This window comes from Microcoleus asticus IPMA8 (assembly GCF_013179805.1).
Taxonomy (GTDB): domain Bacteria; phylum Cyanobacteriota; class Cyanobacteriia; order Cyanobacteriales; family Microcoleaceae; genus Microcoleus; species Microcoleus asticus.
On the sequence record NZ_SRRZ01000049.1, the window covers coordinates 15,562 to 35,184 of the forward strand.

20 protein-coding genes and 1 pseudogene are annotated in these 19,623 nt (G+C 41.6%); 8 read left to right on the forward strand and 13 right to left on the reverse strand.

Going from position 1 to position 19,623, the window contains the following annotated elements:
* Nucleotides 1-199: 199 nt before the first annotated feature.
* The 6 genes from E5S67_RS14645 to E5S67_RS14670 all read left to right on the forward strand — a co-directional run bounded on the left by E5S67_RS14645 (nucleotide 200) and on the right by E5S67_RS14670 (nucleotide 4,579).
* Nucleotides 200-1,537, forward strand: coding sequence for an ATP-binding protein (locus E5S67_RS14645; protein WP_172188374.1), 1,338 nt, complete (start codon nucleotides 200-202; stop codon nucleotides 1,535-1,537).
* A 17-nt stretch (nucleotides 1,538-1,554) separates the two neighbouring features.
* Nucleotides 1,555-1,761, forward strand: coding sequence for a hypothetical protein (locus tag E5S67_RS14650; protein ID WP_172188376.1), 207 nt, complete (start codon nucleotides 1,555-1,557; stop codon nucleotides 1,759-1,761).
* Nucleotides 1,762-1,867: 106 nt separating this feature from the next.
* Complete coding sequence (locus E5S67_RS14655) at nucleotides 1,868-2,317, forward strand: MerR family transcriptional regulator (RefSeq protein ID WP_172188378.1); 450 nt, start codon at nucleotides 1,868-1,870, stop codon at nucleotides 2,315-2,317.
* 460 nt (nucleotides 2,318-2,777) lie between these two features.
* Entirely contained in the window at nucleotides 2,778-3,587 is an 810-nt protein-coding gene (locus E5S67_RS14660; protein ID WP_172188380.1) for a TIGR04255 family protein, read from the forward strand.
* A 16-nt stretch (nucleotides 3,588-3,603) separates the two neighbouring features.
* On the forward strand, nucleotides 3,604-3,939 hold the full coding sequence (locus tag E5S67_RS14665) for a hypothetical protein (RefSeq protein WP_172188382.1): 336 nt from the start codon (nucleotides 3,604-3,606) through the stop codon (nucleotides 3,937-3,939).
* A gap of 28 nt (nucleotides 3,940-3,967) precedes the next feature.
* Nucleotides 3,968-4,579 (forward strand): hypothetical protein, encoded by a 612-nt coding sequence (locus E5S67_RS14670; protein WP_172188384.1) that lies wholly within the window; start codon nucleotides 3,968-3,970, stop codon nucleotides 4,577-4,579.
* 83 nt (nucleotides 4,580-4,662) lie between these two features.
* Here the strand turns inward: E5S67_RS14670 and E5S67_RS14675 are convergent, their stop codons facing one another.
* The 6 genes from E5S67_RS14675 to E5S67_RS14700 form a co-directional block, all read right to left on the reverse strand.
* Nucleotides 4,663-4,821 (reverse strand): hypothetical protein, encoded by a 159-nt coding sequence (locus E5S67_RS14675; RefSeq protein WP_172188386.1) that lies wholly within the window; start codon nucleotides 4,819-4,821, stop codon nucleotides 4,663-4,665.
* A 310-nt stretch (nucleotides 4,822-5,131) separates the two neighbouring features.
* Complete coding sequence (locus tag E5S67_RS14680) at nucleotides 5,132-6,229, reverse strand: hypothetical protein (protein ID WP_172188388.1); 1,098 nt, start codon at nucleotides 6,227-6,229, stop codon at nucleotides 5,132-5,134.
* 185 nt (nucleotides 6,230-6,414) lie between these two features.
* Entirely contained in the window at nucleotides 6,415-7,737 is a 1,323-nt protein-coding gene (gene dnaB, locus E5S67_RS14685) for a replicative DNA helicase (RefSeq protein WP_172188390.1), read from the reverse strand.
* A 27-nt stretch (nucleotides 7,738-7,764) separates the two neighbouring features.
* Complete coding sequence (locus tag E5S67_RS14690; RefSeq protein ID WP_172188392.1) at nucleotides 7,765-8,640, reverse strand: DUF6262 family protein; 876 nt, start codon at nucleotides 8,638-8,640, stop codon at nucleotides 7,765-7,767.
* Nucleotides 8,624-10,498 carry a tyrosine-type recombinase/integrase gene (locus tag E5S67_RS14695; RefSeq protein WP_172188394.1) on the reverse strand — a complete coding sequence of 625 codons (1,875 nt, stop codon included), beginning with the start codon at nucleotides 10,496-10,498 and terminating at the stop codon, nucleotides 8,624-8,626. Before E5S67_RS14695 ends, E5S67_RS14690 begins: the two co-directional genes overlap by 17 nt.
* 4 nt (nucleotides 10,499-10,502) lie before the next feature.
* A complete protein-coding gene (locus E5S67_RS14700; RefSeq protein WP_172188396.1) occupies nucleotides 10,503-11,585 on the reverse strand; it encodes a tyrosine-type recombinase/integrase in 1,083 nt (360 codons plus the stop codon).
* A gap of 119 nt (nucleotides 11,586-11,704) precedes the next feature.
* Between E5S67_RS14700 and E5S67_RS14705 the strand changes: the two are divergent.
* Together E5S67_RS14705 and E5S67_RS14710 are read left to right on the forward strand one after the other, a co-directional pair.
* Nucleotides 11,705-12,172: pseudogene (locus E5S67_RS14705) on the forward strand (ATP-binding protein); the annotation flags it as partial.
* A 144-nt stretch (nucleotides 12,173-12,316) separates the two neighbouring features.
* A complete protein-coding gene (locus E5S67_RS14710; RefSeq protein WP_216670460.1) occupies nucleotides 12,317-13,750 on the forward strand; it encodes a site-specific integrase in 1,434 nt (477 codons plus the stop codon).
* 266 nt (nucleotides 13,751-14,016) lie between these two features.
* Here E5S67_RS14710 and E5S67_RS14715 read toward each other — a convergent pair whose 3' ends face one another.
* The 7 genes from E5S67_RS14715 to E5S67_RS14745 form a co-directional block, all read right to left on the reverse strand.
* Nucleotides 14,017-14,205, reverse strand: coding sequence for a hypothetical protein (locus tag E5S67_RS14715; RefSeq protein WP_172188400.1), 189 nt, complete (start codon nucleotides 14,203-14,205; stop codon nucleotides 14,017-14,019).
* A gap of 210 nt (nucleotides 14,206-14,415) precedes the next feature.
* The gene (locus E5S67_RS14720) at nucleotides 14,416-14,703 is read right to left on the reverse strand and encodes a hypothetical protein (protein WP_172188402.1); all 288 of its coding nucleotides are present in this window, start codon (nucleotides 14,701-14,703) and stop codon (nucleotides 14,416-14,418) included.
* The gene (locus tag E5S67_RS14725; protein ID WP_172188404.1) at nucleotides 14,696-16,654 is read right to left on the reverse strand and encodes a hypothetical protein; all 1,959 of its coding nucleotides are present in this window, start codon (nucleotides 16,652-16,654) and stop codon (nucleotides 14,696-14,698) included. Before E5S67_RS14725 ends, E5S67_RS14720 begins: the two co-directional genes overlap by 8 nt.
* Before the next feature lie 2 nt (nucleotides 16,655-16,656).
* The gene (locus E5S67_RS14730; RefSeq protein WP_172188406.1) at nucleotides 16,657-17,826 is read right to left on the reverse strand and encodes a TolC family protein; all 1,170 of its coding nucleotides are present in this window, start codon (nucleotides 17,824-17,826) and stop codon (nucleotides 16,657-16,659) included.
* A 168-nt stretch (nucleotides 17,827-17,994) separates the two neighbouring features.
* Nucleotides 17,995-18,957 carry a hypothetical protein gene (locus E5S67_RS14735; RefSeq protein ID WP_172188408.1) on the reverse strand — a complete coding sequence of 321 codons (963 nt, stop codon included), beginning with the start codon at nucleotides 18,955-18,957 and terminating at the stop codon, nucleotides 17,995-17,997.
* Nucleotides 18,954-19,112: a hypothetical protein gene (locus E5S67_RS14740; RefSeq protein WP_172188410.1), complete on the reverse strand. Its 159-nt coding sequence runs from the start codon at nucleotides 19,110-19,112 to the stop codon at nucleotides 18,954-18,956. Before E5S67_RS14740 ends, E5S67_RS14735 begins: the two co-directional genes overlap by 4 nt.
* Entirely contained in the window at nucleotides 19,109-19,603 is a 495-nt protein-coding gene (locus tag E5S67_RS14745) for a hypothetical protein (protein WP_172188412.1), read from the reverse strand. Before E5S67_RS14745 ends, E5S67_RS14740 begins: the two co-directional genes overlap by 4 nt.
* Between the last annotated feature and the right edge of the window lie 20 nt (nucleotides 19,604-19,623).

The following is a 19,623-nucleotide window of genomic DNA, read 5'->3' on the forward strand; positions in this document are numbered from 1 at the left end:
GTGTTCTCTTCTATAGCAGTTACCTTACGGTTGAGATTTTGACCAGTCTCATCACTAATGATCAATATTGTCCGCTCAGGGGGACAATTTGCCCAGGCTTAATTTTTTTAGGCGCCATTTTCGCCTCTTTTTTAGGGTTTACATGGAGTATAAGTAGGTTGCCAACTTTTCTTTATGCTCAAGTGAAGGTAGAAAAGCTATGAATTATGAAGTAAATAGGCTAGAACAAGGTTTTAAGGAAGCGATTGCATATTCTATAAGGCATGGCTCAGATAAGTATCGCTTAGTAGATAAGCTGCCGATTCAGTATTACAGGGAAACAAAAATGACAGATACACAGCAACAGGAAAAATACGCTTTGCTCAATAGGGTTTTTACTCCAGCTAGCCCAATTTTAGAAAAGAATCTGTTTGCAGGAAGGCAAGAACAAGTCGCCAAAATACTTAGGGCAATTACAACACCAAGTCAACACGCAATTCTTTATGGAGAAAGAGGAATTGGAAAAACTTCTCTAGCAAATGTAATTCCTTCATATTTAGGAGAAATTACGGGTCAAAATGCAATAGTAACAAAAGTTATCTGTACAAGAGACGAAGATTTCAAGAGTTTATGGAAAAGCACTTTTGATCAGATACTATTGCCACGAAATCAAAGCCAAGAAAGAATAGGATACAATAGAGAGCCGGAAAATAAAATAGTCTCTCAAAAATTATCTGATTTCATGCAGTGGGGAGAGGAAATAACAGCCAAGAAAATAGGAGAAATTTTAGGAAATTTTAGAGAACAGTCAATGTTATTTATCTTTGATGAATTTGATACTATTCAAAATACAGCCACAAAAAGAAGATTTGCAGAGGTAATTAAAACTGTATCCGATCAATCCTCTAGATGCACTGTATTATTAGTGGGAATTGGAGAAACAATTACCGATTTAATAGGAGAGCATCAGTCAATCGAAAGATGTATAATGCAAATTTCTCTACAAAAAATGGAGGATAAAGAACTAAAAGAAATAATAGAAAATGGTTTAAGCAAATTAGAAATAAGTATAGAAAACACGATAAAGGAAGAAATAGTTAAGCTATCGCAAGGGTTAGCTTATTATACTCATTTATTGTGCCGATACATATTAGAAGACATGATTTTTCAAAAGAAAGATTTAATAGGAAAAGACGAGCTAACAAATGGAATCCTAAGATGCGTAGACAATGCACACGAAAGCATTAAAAACTCGTATCAGCTTGCTGTTACAAGCAACAAAAGCACAATGTTTAAAGATGTTTTGCAAGCCTGCGTATTAATTAAGGAAGATGAATATGGAACTTTCAAAGCATCAGATTTACAAGAACCTTTATCAAGAATTAGAGGTGAAGACATCCGAACAGAACAATACCAGCATCATATAGGAAAGTTGTGTAAGCAAGAGAAAGGGAGTATTCTTAAAAGAGTTGGAACAAAAGGAAATCATCGATATAAATTTAGAAATCCACTCTTTAAAACATACGTACAATTAAAGGTAATAGCAGAGAAACGCTAAAATAGCGCCGTATCAATGTGGTCACGCCTCCGGTGCTGGTAAACGCGAGGGCATTTTTAAAGGAAGAAGCCTCTAGTAAAGCCATATCTGTGCCTTTAAACAAAACTCCTCCTGCTCCTCCAGAAAAAACTACTACTGCAAACTTTACTGAAAGCTGGGATGAAATTTTTGTCTCTGTTCAAGCTGAAGGTCGTCCCTCTAGAGACGAAAAAGACGAAAAATAGGTTTTCCCCCTTCCCTTGCTTGTAGTTAAATAAACGATAGGCGGTTTTTTTGTGAGCCTGCCGCTCATTTAGAGCGATGGTTTATATAAATTAGCGCTCCTGTACAATGAGTGTCACGGAAGAGCGCTTTTTTACGACTAAGCAGGCGGCCCAGATTGCAGGCTGTACGTTACGTCAGTTGCAGTATTGGCGTGAGAGTGGGGTGGTTGTCCCTGTGATTACGGAAACGGTGACGGGGAGGAGTATTTACTACTCTGAGGGAAATTTGGTGGAGTTGGCGACGATGGTTTATTGGCTGTCGGTGGGTTTTACCTTTGAGGTGGGGTGTAAAGTGCTGAAGACGCTTAAGGAGAAGTATCTGGGGCTTTTGAGCAATCGGGAGCCAAATCGGTTAATTTTTGTCAAGGAGTCGCAGGCAGGAGATTCTAAGCTGGTAGAGTTCGATGTCGAAAAAGTAGTAGCAGCTTGGGCTGAGGGTAAGTTTGTAGTACCGGTTTGGTTAGATGTGATTTATGCGCGGTTGCGTGAGATAGTGAATCTGAGAGTGAGGGTGTAAAGAGCGATCGCTCGAACTGGTAGAGTTTGATTTGGAGAAGGCGATCGCTTTTTGACTAGCTGGCAATCGTCTCTAAAATTTTGGTACAAAAGTCCCTTTTTATTTTGCTATCAAACGATAATGAGGCGCGATCTCACGGATCTCGCCGGTGCAGTGTTAGAGATTTGGTCGCCGTTTTAGCGTTATGTCCTCTTCTTTGCTGGTAGTAAATTTGCCACTATTCATATTTTCTACCCAAAATCAAGAAGCTCAGAAAGTTGGTGCAAAAATCAACTTTTTGGCTGGGAACTTTTGTGTCATACTTTTACTGATTGGAGCTGTCCTATAAGGTAGTCTAAAGAACCCGAAGCCATAACCATGAATAAGTTATAAGTTATATAAGAATATTTAAAGTATAGTAACAGCCTCATAATTTAAGTTATAGTTAGGATAGCAATTCTTGCCTGGAAAGAACAAACTGATGCACTTACCTGAGTCCAGTCATGTAATTTACAAGCGCAGTCCTCTTATAAGGGTTGCGTGTCAATTGCGTTTTCCACCCATCCTTAAAATTTCTCATCAAGAGCCTGTTGATTTTCAAGATGAGATTAGATTTAAATACCCACTTTTTGAAGCGACTAGACAGCCATTTTCACTTGAAGTTCAGCAAGCAATTCAACAAGCGATTCCACAAGTTGGTCTTCCCACTTTGAGCGAGGTTTGCTATAGTTTTAATTCAGAAGATCGAAAGTGGCAAATACTTGTTACTAAGGAATTTATTACTTTAATGTCGTCAGCATACGAAAGGTATGAGCTGTTTAATCGACGTTTTAGAGAAGTTGTAGAAATTTTTGAACGAATATACCAGCCCTCATTTTATACAAGGGTTGGGCTTCAGTACCAAAACCTAATCATCCGCTCACAATTAGGACTTAAAGATAAAAGATGGGCAGATTTAATTACAAATCAAATTGCTTCAGAATTATACAATCCAGAGCTAGAACCATTACTGCAATCTATGCAGAAAACTTTGCTCTTAAAAACTGATATCTGTCAAATTACTTTTAACCAGGGACTTGTTATTGTAAAAGAATCAGAACCAGATAACAGCGAACCTGCTTATTTGCTAGATGCGGATTTTTATACTGAAGAAAAGCTAGAGAGGGATGAAAATGTTTGGAACGTACTCAGTCAATTCAACAAATCAGCTTGGAAGCTATTCAGATGGAGTATCACAGAGACCCTCCACAATGCCCTACAGCCCCAAGTCATCGATAAAACAGAGGAATAATCAAACTCCAACAAGCATGGTTATACACAAAATTGCTTGTTCTGGCGAAAGTGGCAAAACTATTGTGGTAGAACTTCCTACGAGCGTAACGATGTCTGGCACATCCCTGTCTTTCAGCACTGACTGGAACAATGTGCCAATAAGTAATTTACTTGCACTGCTAAAATGCCTAGAAATTCTCCGATCTTTACCCCAAGATGCTTTAGAAGAAGCTGCTGAGGAACTTAAAGGGATTGCAGACTTTTATTCCGATCGCCTTCCTCAAGCAAACCTACCTGTTATTCCAGTTCGTAGCATTAAAGCTAAATTAATGCCTGCACAAGTGAGACCACCAATTGTTTTAGAATCTTAGAACTATAGCTTTTTCCAGTAATGACACCATGACAGAGCAAGCTATCTACCAGCGTTCAAATAAAAATACTTCTTTAAGGCAGGGAGAAATATTAACGAACGTGACTCAGTATAATGTTGATCCGGCGGCTCTGTCATCGGAGCAGCCAGATATCTCTCTCTCCGTTAACCAAATAACTCATCCTTACGCAATTGTAGTTACCCAAGACTGCGACTTAGATTGGGATTACAAAGCTAGAGCCGAAAAAGAACAGAGTAAGCCAGACAAATTTTTGAATTCTGTAATTTTATGTGAAATTAGTAAAGCAGAGGAAGTTAGAAAAAGTGGAAATAATATGAATCGTAAGGAATGGGAATTAGTTTCTACTCAACGCCACGAAAGATTTTATTTTCTTGAAAAAATAGATGTTGACTATGAATTGCAACAGCAAGGTTTGCCTGAGCTTACGGTTGATTTCAAAAGAGTTTTTGCTATAGAAGCCGCAACTTTATATTATCAACTTAATAATGGTATGACACTGCGACGAGCAATTTTATGTAGTCCCTATTTGGAACATTTTTCTAGGCGATATTACTCTTTTCATGGCCGGGTAGCATTACCTGCTCAATACGAAAGTGAAAAAGAAGGCACGGTTGGTTAGTAAGGATTAGTTATTGCCTTAATAAATGTAACCTCACTTGCAAGGTTACATAGCCTTATAACATTTTACCATTTCTCCAAACCCTAGAAAGTACCTTTGACACCACCCATCCACCCATAAAGCTGGAACCTTAAACCTCGCCCCACAATTAGGACATTCTGACAGCAACCGTAACTGATGTCGATCGCACCCCGTTGCCGTCTTAAACTGCCACTCGATCCGGTGACAAGGCGACTGGGCATAACAAGCCCCACACAACCTTGGAGGCTCCAACTTCACCCCCACCCCAACACCTCCAACTATTCCCTAGACAGAAACGGATTCAAATAGAACTTTCCGAACGTACCTAGGCAAAGCCAGCCATAGGCATTGAACTTTCCAACCCCTCGTACTGGAAAGATTAAAAGCAACAGGCAACTGTACTACGATATGTCTAGGGCGGGTGGACGGCAGGGGAATTGAACCCCTTGGGACAGAGATTAGGAGTCACGCCCAGCGCCCAGCGCCGCCCATGAGAAGCAAAACGGTGGGTCAAAAGCTCACCGTTTTGCTTTACCTAAACTTGTTGCCCTCATAGCCCATTTCCATAAGACGGTCAAACGAGCTAAACCATTTTTCCTGAATTTCGGCAGGCCAAGATGGGTCGAACTCAGGAAATTTTGCCAAAATGAGTTCAGCCCATCGTAACTTAGACGGGTTAGCGGGGTCAGGTTTGACATTTGCCAAGCTTAGCTCTTTCCCTTCCGACTCTTGAGAAGTGATTTGCATGATATCCAAAGCTTTGTCTTTGTGTGAATCTTTTTGCTCAGAAGATGTAGAAACAGTTCCATCATTTGTATCTTGATCCATTTGTTGAGTTAACACCTTTGATTCAGGTAGACTTAACGCTGTCTCGATCAACTCTTTTGTTAAACCAGAAGCAAGAAAATAGAGATGTTCGTGTCCGCGAGTAACATTGTTTTTTGATATGCGGGCAAGCCAACCTGAATCGAATAATTGCTTAAGGTATTTGTGAGCAGTTGTTTTTTCGCAGCTAATTTTTTTAGCTGTTGTTGATGTCGTAATTCCATCAGATTCAATCAGCATGAGAATTTCGCGCGACTTCATTGGTAAAGCCAGTAAGCGAACTTTAAGAAAGCCAAGTTCTGCCATTTGGTTTTCAGGCAAAGTTAACTCAGGTAAGTCAGTCTTTAAATCTAAAGACTGAATAGGATTATTTGCTGATGGATATTGCTCCTCGATTTTATTTTCCAAAAACTTCGGTAATTTCAGCTTTCTTTGCTTAGCAGCAGTATAAAGTGCTTCCCTGGGTGCGCCAGGAGCGAGATGAAACGAGTAAGCAGGTTTAATTCCTGTCTTTGAGGATGGAATTGAATCCGCTGTAAGGAGATTCATTTCGATTAACTGTTTTGAATGAGCTAACGCGGCGTACCTAGAGAGATTTATTTTTTCGCCGAGTTCCTTTGCACCAATTCCATTAAATTGGTCAACAACCAGCAAAATCAGCAGCTTTTCATTGTCTAGTCTCAAAACAGTAGACCCATTTTTCGCGGATTCTTTGTTCTGCGATGGCTCAAACTCACTCAAGAAGCTAGCTTGACTTTGTAAAGCACCAGCATTTATCATCAATTCAGTGTCAAAATTAGACACAAAAATTTCACCTCCTTAAGGGGGGTAGAAAGCTCCAAGCTAAACGGGCAGGTGTTGAAAGTTTGCTGCTTTGGGCCTGTACCGTTTATGGGTGGAGCTTATTTTATTTATTTAACCAATACCACAAAAACCTAAAACAGAGATCGAAAGCTTTTCAAAATAATAAAAATTTTTATTAAGAAGGCTTACCTCGCTTTGTGGTCGCTGAATTGACCCGTTTCCGGGCTAAACAAAGCCTTGCAAGTACCTGTAGGGCCGTTGCGGTTCTTCCCGACGTTTATTTCCATCACCCCTTTGTCCTCTGTGTTTGAGTGATAATACTCATCCCGGTACAGAAGTAAGCCCAAATCCATATCCTGCTCGATATCGCCGGAATCTTTGATATCACTCATAAACGGGCGCTTATTAGATTGCCCTTCCACGCCTCTATTGATCTGCGCTAAAGCTACAAAAGGAACATCGAATTCCTTAGCCATATCCTTGCAGTGTCCGGTAATTGCTCCAACAGCCTGAGCGCGATTAGCCGCGCCTCTATCTCCTAATTTCTGGATATAATCAAGAACCACCAGCCCCAGTTTTCCTCGTTCGGCGCAAACGCGGCGAAGAATGGAGCGCATCCTAGCTGGGTTTTGACTGCTAGCGGGAGTGTCATCGATAATAATTGGTAAATCACCAACCGTTCCTAGTGCTCTAGTGAGAGGTTCCCACTCACCTTCGTAAACTTGATTGCGAATTAAACGCTGAGAATTAATTTTGGAGTGCATAGCTAGAAATCGCTTACTGAGTTGCTCTTCACTCATCTCAGCGCTAAAAAAAACTACTGGTAATGAGTATTGCATGGCTATCCAATTAGCTAAATAGCAAGCCAGCCAAGTTTTTCCCATTGATGCTCTAGCGGCTATAACTATCAAATCTTGTTTGTTTAGACCACCTATCAATCCATCTAGATCGCTCAAACCGGTAGAGAAGCCCGGAATTTCTCCTTGCTCTAATTTATTAAAAGCGTTTATTAAACATTCAGATATTGGCTTTGGCTCAAATTTCCCTGACTTTTGTTTGGTAGCATTAAAAATTTTCTCTTCTGCCTTGTCTTGGACTATAGATAATTCCGTCGCCGTATCGTACCCTAGCTCAACTACTTCACGTCCGCTCTGTATCAACTTGCGTCGCAGGTGCTTTTCTTCTAATAAGGCAGCATACTGGTCAATATTGACCGCAGAAACGGTACGGTCTACCAACTGTGCTAGTTTTGACTCACCGCCTACCTTCTCTAATTGCTTGCGATCGGATAGCCAAGTGGTAACAGTCATTAAATCTGTGGACTGATTTCGATTGTACAGATGCAGTATTGCTTGATAGATAATTTGATGAATATTCATGCAAAACATTTCGGGGGAAAGAACCCCTACTACTCGAACCATTGCATTTGGGTCTAATAAAAGGCCAGCCAGAATAGCTTCTTCAGCTTGTAAATTCATGGGCGGCGTTATGTCATCGAATGAAGTCATAGTTAAGTAATTTGGATAGGATTAATCTCACTCTTTGGGCGGTTTAATGTGTTGTTTCAACAGCTTTAACCGCTCCATAGGTACAAAATCTTCTTGCTTGGTAGGTTGTACTGTGAAAATGTCAGGTTTGCGATTAGTATCCTGTGCTGATGACTCTTGACCAGTTTTATTGGCTTTCCACTTTTCATCGATCGCTCTTACCAGCCAGCCACAGGGATTGGGAATCTCACTTTTCTGCCTAGCCTCTTTGAAAGCTTCGATCGCGTCTAAAACTGTACTTTCCGAGTCAGCCGATTTAATTTTTTTGGTCAATGTAGGGTTGAGCGAGATCTCAAGAGATTTCAGATCGACTAGAATCTTCTCACTAATACTCCGACCTTTGCGATCTTTTAAGTCCGTGATTTTGCTCACAGACGTGATGGGTTCTGCCATAGGCAAGGAAGCGGACGACAGATTCGGATCTTTGGGTTCTTCCAGCAGCTTGGTTAATCGTTCGATCTCTTTGTGCTGAGATTCGTTCTCTTGTGAAAGAACGCGCATTTGACCATGAACTACTTCTAGATGTTCTCTGAGCCCCTTGTTTTCTCCTTCTACCTTTTGCAGTCTTTGCTTCAAGGCTTGATACTTGGCGTCTTTAGAGGCATCCGAAGCTTTCTGTTGGGGAGGGACTGATTTTTGTTTCCTAGTTCCCGCGTCTCTTAGATATTCGATCTGAGCTTTGATATCGGACTCTTTGTACAACCAGGCAGTCGAAACATCGGCTGTTTCGGCCACCACCTTAAAGTTGATCGGACGTTTCTCCCGTCTAAGCTGTTCGATCGCTTGCTGGGTGCGAGCGATCGCCTCTTCCCTTTTCTTCTGTGCGTTCTGACGCAATCCATCAACGTTACGCTGATGTTTCATTAGAATCCTCCAAAGAAGCGATGATCTGTTCTAGATTCTCTTTGACCTTTTCGTTCATTTCTACTTGGCGCTGCCAGCCATTGACTTTTGCAGTTTCGATAATTTTTTGGGTGTGTTCTACTTGCTTCTTGTGTTCGGCCAAGAATTCACCTGTCGTGCGGAAGTGGGTGCAAGTTAAACAAGCGTTGGCGTGAGGGCAATGGCCAGCAACCATTGGCAGGGCGCAGGAACCGTTAGGCAAGGCTTGGGCTAAAATATTTTTCTTAAACCATTGCAGGTCGGTATCTTGAGTTATCGAATCCTCCGTTGCAATTACTTTGCCTGTTACGTCCACAATCTTGTTCTTGAACTTGGCAAACTCCTCCTTTAGGGTTTGGTCGTGAATGTGGGCATAGCGACCCGTCATCTCCGGTGATTCGTGACCCAAATACCGCTGAATAATATGTTGTGGAACACCCATGTTAATCATGCGCGTACCAACTGTGTGACGGAATTGATGCGATTGGAAGCGCCATAATTGGCCTGCATTGTCGCGAATCTCTTGTTCGTATGCCAGCTTGTTCAGTGCGTCAGTAAAATGATCTTGTTGGATTGGTCTGTTTTTGTTGTGACTTCCTAGAGAAAAGAACAGGTAGGGAAAATCTTCTCCCCGTTCTTCTCTAGCAAATTTTTGCTGTTCCTGAATAGCGGCGACTATCTCTCGCGAAATTGGGATAGTGTGCTCCTTTTTCATTTTGTATTGGTAATACTGGAGAAACCAATCACCGTGAACGTCTTGGCTTAAGCAATTAAATTTCAAACAGCAAAGTTCGCTAATTCGCATACCGCACTCTTGCAAAACAATATTCATTCGCATGATGTGAGGCGGTAACTTATCTAGGTGTTGATTTAGTTGGGCTAGCACATCTTCTGGGATAAACCGAGGCTGCGCTTGACCCATTCTTGGAAAATCCTCGTTATAAATCAGTCTTTTGTCAGGAACATCCGCCCACCTTTCTCTGGCGCACAATTCTAAGAAAGTTCTCAAACATCCTATTTGCCTGTGCCTGGTTGAATCTTTTAGTCCTGTTTCTGGTAGTTGAGTTATATATTCGAGAACTATGGTTCTGTCAATATCAATAGGTTTGAGGCGAGGATGAAAAAATTGCAAAAAAACAGAAAAATTGTTTAAAGCACCTATTCTCTGTTGGCATTCTCCAACCGAGTAAATTGACAAGGTGTATTTAATGTATTGCTTAGCGGCTTGTCTCAGCCAAGGCTGAGTTATCCTAGAAAAGGTTAATTGGTAATTACTCTTGGAAGGGTTGATTAAACCACCTAACTTTCTGGCATCCCAGGTATCTTTTTCATACTCATTGCGATCGTCATGCGCCTCTTGCAGGGTTTTATATATTTGACGCAGGGTGTTCATCTGACCTCCTTGGTTAGTGTATTCTCGCAGCTTCTGGTCTTTATCTAGTTGCTGCATTGTATAAGCTTGCCAATTTTCGGTTTGAACTAAGTAAGATCGGAAAGACGTTTCCCAATTCGTTAAATCTCTCTCCAGCAGGGAAGTAATGTTTGCTGTCATTGTGTTTAGCCAAGAAGCAATATCCTTCATTATTTTACCCTTAGACCATAATGTCCTAGTAGACCATTCGCGCTTTTCTAGCTTTTGCCAGCAAGCGTATTTGAGCTCGGTGTTTAAATTAGGAGAATTACAGGTAAAGGTAACAAGTTTGTTGGGAGAATAAGCTGTGCATCCATCTTGGATGGGGGATTCGCCAATTTTCCACTTATCCTTTGCCCAATAACCGACTACTTGAGAAGCTAATTCTTTTTGTTTAGATTTAGCTGATTGAGACTGCACTGCTTTCATAATTTTATTTTCCCCGTTTGTCAAGATAATCTTGGTAAGCTTTCTTCATGTCCTCATCGGTTAGATGAGTATAAGTATCGAGAACGGTTTGAACTTGGGCGTGTCCCAAGCGTTTCTGTACGTGAGCGGCATCCCATCCATCACGAATTAATTCTGTAGCGTGAGTATGTCTCAATAAGTGGGGATGAGCCTCAATGCCAGTTTTTTTGCTTAACCGACGAAACAAGTCTGATACTGCTCCATATTTCAGGGGTTGTCCGATTACTCCGTCCCATAAATTAACGAAGACGTAATCGCTTTCAATTTCTTCAAACTCTTTGAGTAGGTACTCGGTGTATAAACCCATCAGCTCTTTCGAGATGTCAATGCTATAGGTGTTTCTGGTTTTAGCTCTAGCACCGTTACTATTATCTTGCCGGGGAACAATGCGAATTAAATTATCCCAAGACTGGATGTCTTCGTGTCTAAGCCCTAATGCTTGACCAATTCTCATTCCGCTTTCATAAAGTAGGGCGATTAAAAATTTGTCTCTAATCCGATCGCAGGCGTTTATTAGTTGTTTGATTTGTTCTTGCGTTAAAGTTTTGACAATTCGCTTTGGTTCTTTAAGTTTAATCAGTTTAGTCCTGACGGGCTTACTCTTGTTAATATGATGAAGAAAGCTTTTGTAGCGCCTGCCGGATTGGACTTGAGTTTTGTAAAGTGGAATCTCTTCTACCACTCCCAGGCGTTCCTGGTAGTCGTAAAACATAGAGACTGATGTGATAATTGCGTTAACAGTTGCCTCTGTGCGCTTTGCTTCCTGCTGAAGAATGTGGGCAACGCTGGGTTGGGGATTTCTTAGCCAAGCGACGAAATTCGCTAAGTCCGATAGGCCAATTTGCGTCCAATCTTTATTGTCATCTCTGAGATACTCCCAATAAAGTTTGAGGTGATAGGCGTAGGACTTGATGGTATTGGGACTTCGCTCAATACTTTCTAGGTAGCCAATAAACTGCTCTATTGGGCGAACGGCTGAGTAGTTGTCGTCCAATACAGTCCAACTTGCTTTGTCGCTATTGGGGATGCGAATCCTTTGAACTTTCACGTTGTTGTATACATCATGTACTTTATAGAAAAGCTAATGTTTTTAATTCTACAATGTACAGTTTCCGATGTCAAGCGTTTGTTGTTTACTTTGTAGAATCTGTTTTGATGGCTCTTGTTTTGACTTTTGAGGAAGCTTTGGATGTAACTCAAATTCATTCGGTGGCGGGGTTGTTGAAGGATAAGGGAAGCTTGGTGGGCGATCGGCCTTTTCGCAGTCCTCACCATTCAGCATCGGGGCCTTCTTTGGTAGGTGGCGGCAGTTTTCCGCGTCCGGGTGAAATTTCTTTAGCACATCGCGGCATACTTTTTCTGGATGAATTAACTGAGTTTAAAAGAGATGTTTTGGAGTTTTTGCGACAACCGCTGGAAGACGGTTATGTGACGATTTCTCGAACTAGACAATCGGTGATGTTTCCGGCGCAATTCACTTTAGTTGCAAGTACGAATCCTTGCGCTTGCGGTTATTACGGCGATTCGATTCAACAGTGTACTTGTTCGCCGCAAAAGAGGGAGCAATATTGGGCAAAACTTTCGGGGCCTTTGATGGATCGGATTGATTTGCAAGTGGCGGTTAATCGTTTGAAACTACTCGCCACTATGCTATGCTGTTCTGAAACATAGGCGGCTATGTTAGGCGGCTAACGCCGGAAATACAGGCAAGTGCAGAAACCTAGAAAAAGTCTAGAAAACCAGAACCTCGATAAATCAATAGTTTCAGGAGAAACAACCATGAGAGCCGATAAGCGTCCCCAACCTTGTGATGTAACCGTTTACTCTGATAAAGGTTCCTTAGCCTTGCGCTTTCCCAAGCGCCATAACCCGCTGTGGGAACAATTGGACGGTAAGCCGCTCAACGGCAAGGCTAAGTGCTTAGGAATAGGTAAGTATGGCTACCGGGATAACCCGGAGGACTGGAAGCGGGCGTTGCAAATTGCGATCGCACTTGAAGGTGACCTCGACCACCCTGAATGGGAAAAATTATTTGACCCTACCCTTGCTAAGTACGGACTTGGGGGAGGTAAATACGCCAAACTCGCTGACGTGCTACAACTACCAGGCACGGTACAGGCTAAGCCTGAAATAACCGTAGGGGAGATGTGGGAAGCATACCTAGAGTGGAAAAAAACTGTTGTTGAAGAGACAACGTTTAAAGTAACTTTTGGCGGCACATTCTCTAAGGCAATTAAAGGTATAGTTTGGGACGAGACAAAGCGCGAACACTCGCAGTGTGAATTAAATTTAGCCAGACTTTCTCTTAGCGACAAAAAAGACATTATCTCTGTGTTGTCTGATTTATCGCTTTTTAAAAAGTCTTACCTTGTAAGCGAGCTTAATCGAGCTTTTGAATTCTGCAAAACAAAAGGAGTGCTAGTTAACCCAACTACCGAAAACCCTTTCACTCTCGATAAGTTCAGTACACCTACTGTTACAACTCAAGATAAATATGCACCAAAAATGGTGAACGGTGAATTAAAAGAGTGGCACGAAGTGTTAGACGAAAAAGACCTCGAAAATGACAAACGTGCTTTTGCTAAGGAGGAACGTGACATCATTATTAAGGCTTTTTATGCTGCACCCCCATCTAAGGCTTTTTACGCACCCATAATTGAGTTTTACTTTTTAACGGGATGCAGAACATCAGAAGCGCTTCCACTTACTTGGAACGATATTGATTTTGAAAGAAATTTAATTCGTTTCAGTAAATCGTTAGGTTCGTCAACACGAAAAGTCAAAGAAACTAAAACAGGTGAAACGAGAATTTTTTATTTTAGTGAAGGTTCTCGACTAAAAGAGATGTTGCTAAAGTTAAAAAGTGAAAGTTTAAACAGTCTAGTTTTCCCGAACAAAAAAGGTTGTTTTATGTCATTTACGTCTATCGGTGAAAACTGGATAGGCAAGAAACATAAAAGAGTTTTAGGTGATGGCACAAATGTTGAATATTACTATCCTGGTATCGTTCGACAATTAGCCGATGAAGGCAAAATAAGTTGCTATCTCTCTCCCTATCACACCCGTCACACTTACATCACCCTTACAGCTCACGCTAACTCGCACAACAATAACGCTTTACTACATATAGCTACTGCCTGTGGCAACAGTGTAGATGTAATTCTGAGGCACTACCTCGGAGTAAGTGAAGAAGCTAAAATCGTGGAAGTGTAATTCTAAGCCCCACCCTACTGATCGCCCCCTAAAAAGGGCGGTTTTTTGTTGGCGATCGTCCGGCACGGAAGCCGGAAACTTTCAGTCACGTTGTGTGTATAGTGTGAATCAGAGCAATAGAGTCTCTGTGTGCTTCTGCCTTCATTTATTAGCTTAGCCGCCCGTGTTAGGCGGCTATCTGTAAACCTAGGCGGCTAACAACAAAAAACCCGGTTGTTACACCGGGGAAAACCTAGAACCAGGATAAATCAATCCATAGTTAAATTTTACACAACTGGGGGAGTAGTTTGTTCTGACATCCTCGTTACTAGCTCTTGCAATTGAGTTTGAGTAACGCTTTCGTCGGTCACTTCAAGCCCGTTTTCTTCTTCGAGTTTGGCAACACGCTCAGATAGGATCGAATCGCGTTCTACCAGTATTCTGAAAGCCTCGATAATCAAGCTCCAAACGTTCATTGTGTTTGTCCTTACGCGTATTAGTGGCGTATCAAGCATAACACGGCTACCCCGCCTTAGTGCGGTAAAAACTACGGCTTATACGGTGAAACTAAAAATCAACGTATTATTTTATACACAATATTTAAAAGTAGGGATACTGTGCCAGTTTCTGTCTCTATTTATTAGCTTAGCCGCCCGTGTTAGGCGGCTATCTGTAAAAAAGGACTCCTAAACACCCTTCGACTTTTTATCTTTGAGACGCTTGACCACCTCCTTTAGTTCTGGCTTCATGTCACTTTTTTTAGGGTTGATACCCATTGCATCTTTCACCAGAAAAATATCGAGAGATTTTATTTTGAGGAGTTCATCTTTTTTCCTCAGGAACTCTTCTCGAATAGCACCTTTTCCGGCTGCTTCTCTCTGTTGTTCTGTAGTTCCTTTGGTGTTACCGCCACTACTTCCACCGCTAGGACTTTTTCCAGTTGATGTACTTTTACCGCCTGTCGATTTAGCCATTTCTTAACGCCTCGCTTATTGAAATCTGACCGGGCTTAAACTTCCACTTAACGATAGGTACTAAACTCGGGTTTAGCATTGTACCTAATATATTTTCGACTTCTTGGTCTGTTTTAGCTCCCGATACGTTAATTTTTTTAGGTTCTTTTTTACCAAAACCTTTGTGGGTTTCATGAATCGTGAAGCAAACTGGAAGTAATTCTGTCTCGGGTAGTGGCTCTAGTCCTATCCCATCTCCGACAAATTCAATTTTTCTACCGTTCTCGGCAACCGTAGCCATTATCTGAACTAACTGCATCATCGCAGCTATTTCAAACCGTTGAGTGCTGTTACCGTCACTCATCGCCTCAGCCATCATTTCGTACATACTAGATGCCCAAGCAGTAGCATTAGCATTTTGCCATTCAGAGCCAAGTGGCTTACTTTTAGGATTGATAATCAGCCCGTTGGCAAGCATCCTAAACAGCGCTTGGAAGATTGCATAATAATCAACACAATCCTCATTACCTTTGCCTCCCGGTGCGAGAAAAAGTTTACTAACAGCAAATTTATTTTTTTTAAGTTTGGCTATTCCGAGATACTTGTATATTTCTTCTACTTTGTCGCAGCAATCCATAGGTTTATAATGTTGTGGGTGATTGGGTAATTGAACTCTAACCAGAGGAAGTTCTTTTTTTGTTGGTATGACAAATCTATTTACAATGTACTGCACATAATAGCTATTTCCTCCTGTATAAGTACATATTCCTGAACCTGTCGAATTTACAATTTTAGTGCGATTACTTGCTAGTGCGTTCCAATTATTAAAAAAAGCATTAATATCGCTAGCCTTGCCAAGTGCCAGAAAAAGAGAATCGGCATCCGGCGTACCAAAATGTACATTGTAGGCAGCGCCGGGAGGGTTTCCTCCTGTTGTTTGATTGCTTATAATTGGTGCCGTAATTCGCCTTAAAGTTACCAGAGAGCTTCCGCTGTTATATCCGGTTCCAGAGATTACACCTGCACGTTTTATTGTCGTTGTGCGGTCGCGTTTTACGCATTCAAAGGCATTTAAACCCCACGCAGGACGGTAATAAGACAAACGCGAACATTCTTCTGATCTTGCGTCTTGAATACTTTCTGAAATAATCCTCCACGAAGGGTTTAATGTAACTAAATTAAAATTAGCTAAGTTAGCTTCATCGTCAGGATGAACATCACCAGTGATGTCAGCTTTTCCTTCGCGATTAAACCCTAGATGGTCGCTTATGAATTGCCCCCCGCAGTCATAAGGAACTCCGTTGTAATAACTCCAGACTTGTTTTGTATTGCCTACAATTGCTACGCAAACAGGATCGCCATCTGGGATGTAGGTATTGTTAATTATTGGCGGTAGGGGTGTATTTGGTGTTTGTGCCGTCGGCGTCGGCGTGGGTGTCGGCGTGGGTGTCGGCGTAACTTCTTCCCCCGGCACTGTTATTCCTTCGTCAGGCTGAAACCCTATCCCTATTTCACCACCGGGTAATCGAATACTAATGCCCCCTGATACGCCACCTTTTGCATCTTTGGCAGCGTCAATAGTTATTCCAAAAGCACTGATAGCCCCTCCAATAGAGCCGTCAACTCCAGCTTTCCCTTCAACCCCAAAACCAGCTACGCTAACACCTCCCGATACTTGCTTGATAGACGTACTGCCATCTTCATTTACGTCAAACTCGGCGCCAATAGATACTCCTAGTTTGCCTTTGGTTGAACCAAAATTTGCCCCTACAGCTACAGTATTGTTTGTTGCGTCATTCTCGATCGTGATGCCTTGTGCACCAATCACCCCACCTAAATCAATTTTGGCTCTAGCCTCGATATCAAAACCGCCGATCGAGCCTATTTCTTGTTTAATTCCAAACCCTGAATTAGTTGACGATTTACTGCTTTCTGGTTTTCTATCCAGTGATACGCTACTTCTTGATGCCATTGTTATATAAAACGTTTAAGAGCAAACTCTATAAATCCTAAACCACTAATTATTATATTAAAACTCGGTTTTACTTCTAATCCTCGATTAAGATTTCCGATTAAAGACCGGAAAGTTAAAATGTTTGTGTCACTACCATTATGTTGTTGAAGAATTATTGTATCCTCTACTACCACCCCGCCTGCTTTCCATCCAATCCCACCAGACAGTCGAGTATTGCCGCCCATTTGCCAGTGGCTGTAACTATTCACACCGTCGTTGTATTGGTAGTTAACAATTAATTCGTACAATCGTACTTCTTGCCAAGCATAAGGGATTATTAATCCCGGTATTGTGTACCAAGTGTTAGCTGTCCAATTAACTCCCGTAGTAAGCTTTAAGACGATATCTTTTTCAAAATAAGGTGTTTTAATAGCGCTAGCGAAAGTCTTAAAACCGTTGATAGTTTCATCGCTAGTTTTATTCACTTTGGTAGCAAGTGCATTATTTATAGTCGCAAAAAAGTTGGCGTCATTGTTAATTGCGTTGCCAAATTCTTTTAGAGTATCAAGGTTTGCAGGCGCTGTTCCCACCCAATCAATAATCGCTTGGTCAATTTGTGCTGGGGTAGCAAAACGTGATTGAGGCAAAGCTTGCACTACTCCAGTCGTAGCGTCACGCCCTAAAAATGTACCAGCAGTTAAGCTTGTTAACCGTCCTTCGATTGCTAGCTGTAAAGTTGAAACTTGTTGTCTAAGTTCTTCTATCTCGTTATTTTTTTTTTCGCTTTCGATTCTAATAGCAAATTCTAATTCTAAGAAATCACCAGTTTTTAGTAAACCGTTACCGTAGTCTACTAGCTGAACGGCAATTTCATCATTTTGTTCTAAAATTCTTAGTTGCTGTTTCGTCATGTAGGGGTTCAATAAATCGAGGTAATCCTTCCTACCCCTGTTAACCATGATTAACTCTGCTTTTTCTCGATAAGTTGTTTCCCCGGTTTTGCGAGTAAGTATCCTAATACCAAATTTTTGAGAGGCATTTTCAGCCGCAGTGAACAAAGCCATTTTTTCGGCTTCGCTTTCATCACCGTCAAAATCGGGGAATTTGAACAGGGTAAATGACTTTATCGAACCGTTAGCATAAATTGCTTCTAAATACACTGCTATTTCATCTTCTGGATCGACGGTCATATTCCTTAGATGGAACACTTCAGTAATAGCGGTAGTGGATGTCGGCGTTAGAGAAAGTGGAAAAGTTTTTGTACGTGTACCCACAATATTGCCTTTTGTAGTGTTTTCGTCTTTATTTTCTGTCTTAGCCGCCCGTGTTAGGCGGCTATCTGCGAAAAAGAAGGTAAATCAAGTCATTACGACAAATTCATTGAATCCGTCGAGCGCCCCTTCTTTCAGTCCTTCGAGAAAATTACCTAAATCTGGATTAGTCTCAGTTATTTTCTCTAGTTTGTCATCAACTTTTTGATTGATTACAAATGTTTGACCGTCTTGCAGTCCCCAGTTAGCGATTTTATCGTCAATGGGTTTAATGCCCGTTTTAATATTTTCCCGCGCTAGCTTTCTTAGGTTCATATAACCTATTTTAAAAGCAAGATTGCGAGCATACCGAATAAAAGCGTTAGCAAGGTTAGACAGTTCGTCAATAATTTCCTCAGTTATACTGTTCCCCGTATCTTGCTCTGCTTGAATAGATATTGCCGCTGCACCTGTGATATTTATTTTTAGCTTGGGGTTGCTCTTACCCCCTCCCAAAAACATTCCGATCAGTGTACGTCCGACTGTCTCACCAAAAGTGTTCATAAACGAACTGTGAACGCTTTTTAGTTCTGCAAGGATAGCGTTATCGCTCTGCAACCAGTCAACATTAATAATCGTATTTGTCGTTCCCACGATTGCCTGCTGTAGGGTTGGTAGCATCGCCCCGATCGCGACACCGCCCAAGCGAATACTGCCCAAAGCACCCCACATAGAAGCAACGCCGCCGCTGGCGAGAGCCGTAAGCCCTGTTGCACTTCCAATGAACCATCCCGCTACAGCAACGGCAGCGCCACCTGCTAGAAATCCAAGGGGGTCATCTTTCAACCACTGACCGAATAATGCCCAGTCTCCACGTCCGATCGCGGCTAGTAATTCTTTGCCACCCTCAAATATTTTTTTACCAAATTCAACAACTGTTTGTACCCCTTTTTTGATAGCACCCCACACTTGACTAGCCGCATTTTGCAACCATTTACCGGGTTGAAGTCCCTCAATCGAAAAAGCTAGCGCGCTATTTTCAACTGTTACCCCCCAAAATTTATCTGTCATGTTTTTTGCTGTTTGTAATTTTCAAGTTGCTGTCTCAACTCTGTCGCTTCTTTTTCAAGGTTAGTAAGTTTTTCCTCTGTAGTGTTAATTTCTGCTTGCTTGTCCATCCATTTTTGGTAAGTTTCGCGATACGCTTTGTTATCTTTAATTTTCACGTTGTTAACCACTCCGTCGCTGTTTCAATGATTGAACCGTTAGCGCCCATAGTTGAAGTGTAGGGAAGTACAATTGTTCCCGCATATTCAAGAGAATTGTAATCAAAACTCAACGTGCAGTTAGTTAAATTATTGGGGTTTTTAGTTGTGGGTTGGTTTTGCCAGTGAATGATGTAATTCACTACATCTATAAAATACTGGCTCAGTGTAGTCGATTTTATTGTTCCAACTGGGGAACCAGCGGTGAAAGTAAGTGTTGATAGATAAGGTACTGCACTGTCAGAAAAAGTTCCCGTTGAGGCGTTGTATACGACTTGTCCGGGTATCGTGAAATCGCCTTCTAAAATAAACTCGTCACTTTTTGTCATGTTGAGTCTTTGGGGGGTCAGCCCTTTTTCTGCACTGTTAATCAAGTGTGACAACTGCCACAGTTGCCCTTCGATAGTCGTTGCATTTACTGTTGCCCCCGTTCCCGCTGTTACTGTTGCCATATTTACCTTCTTTTTTTACA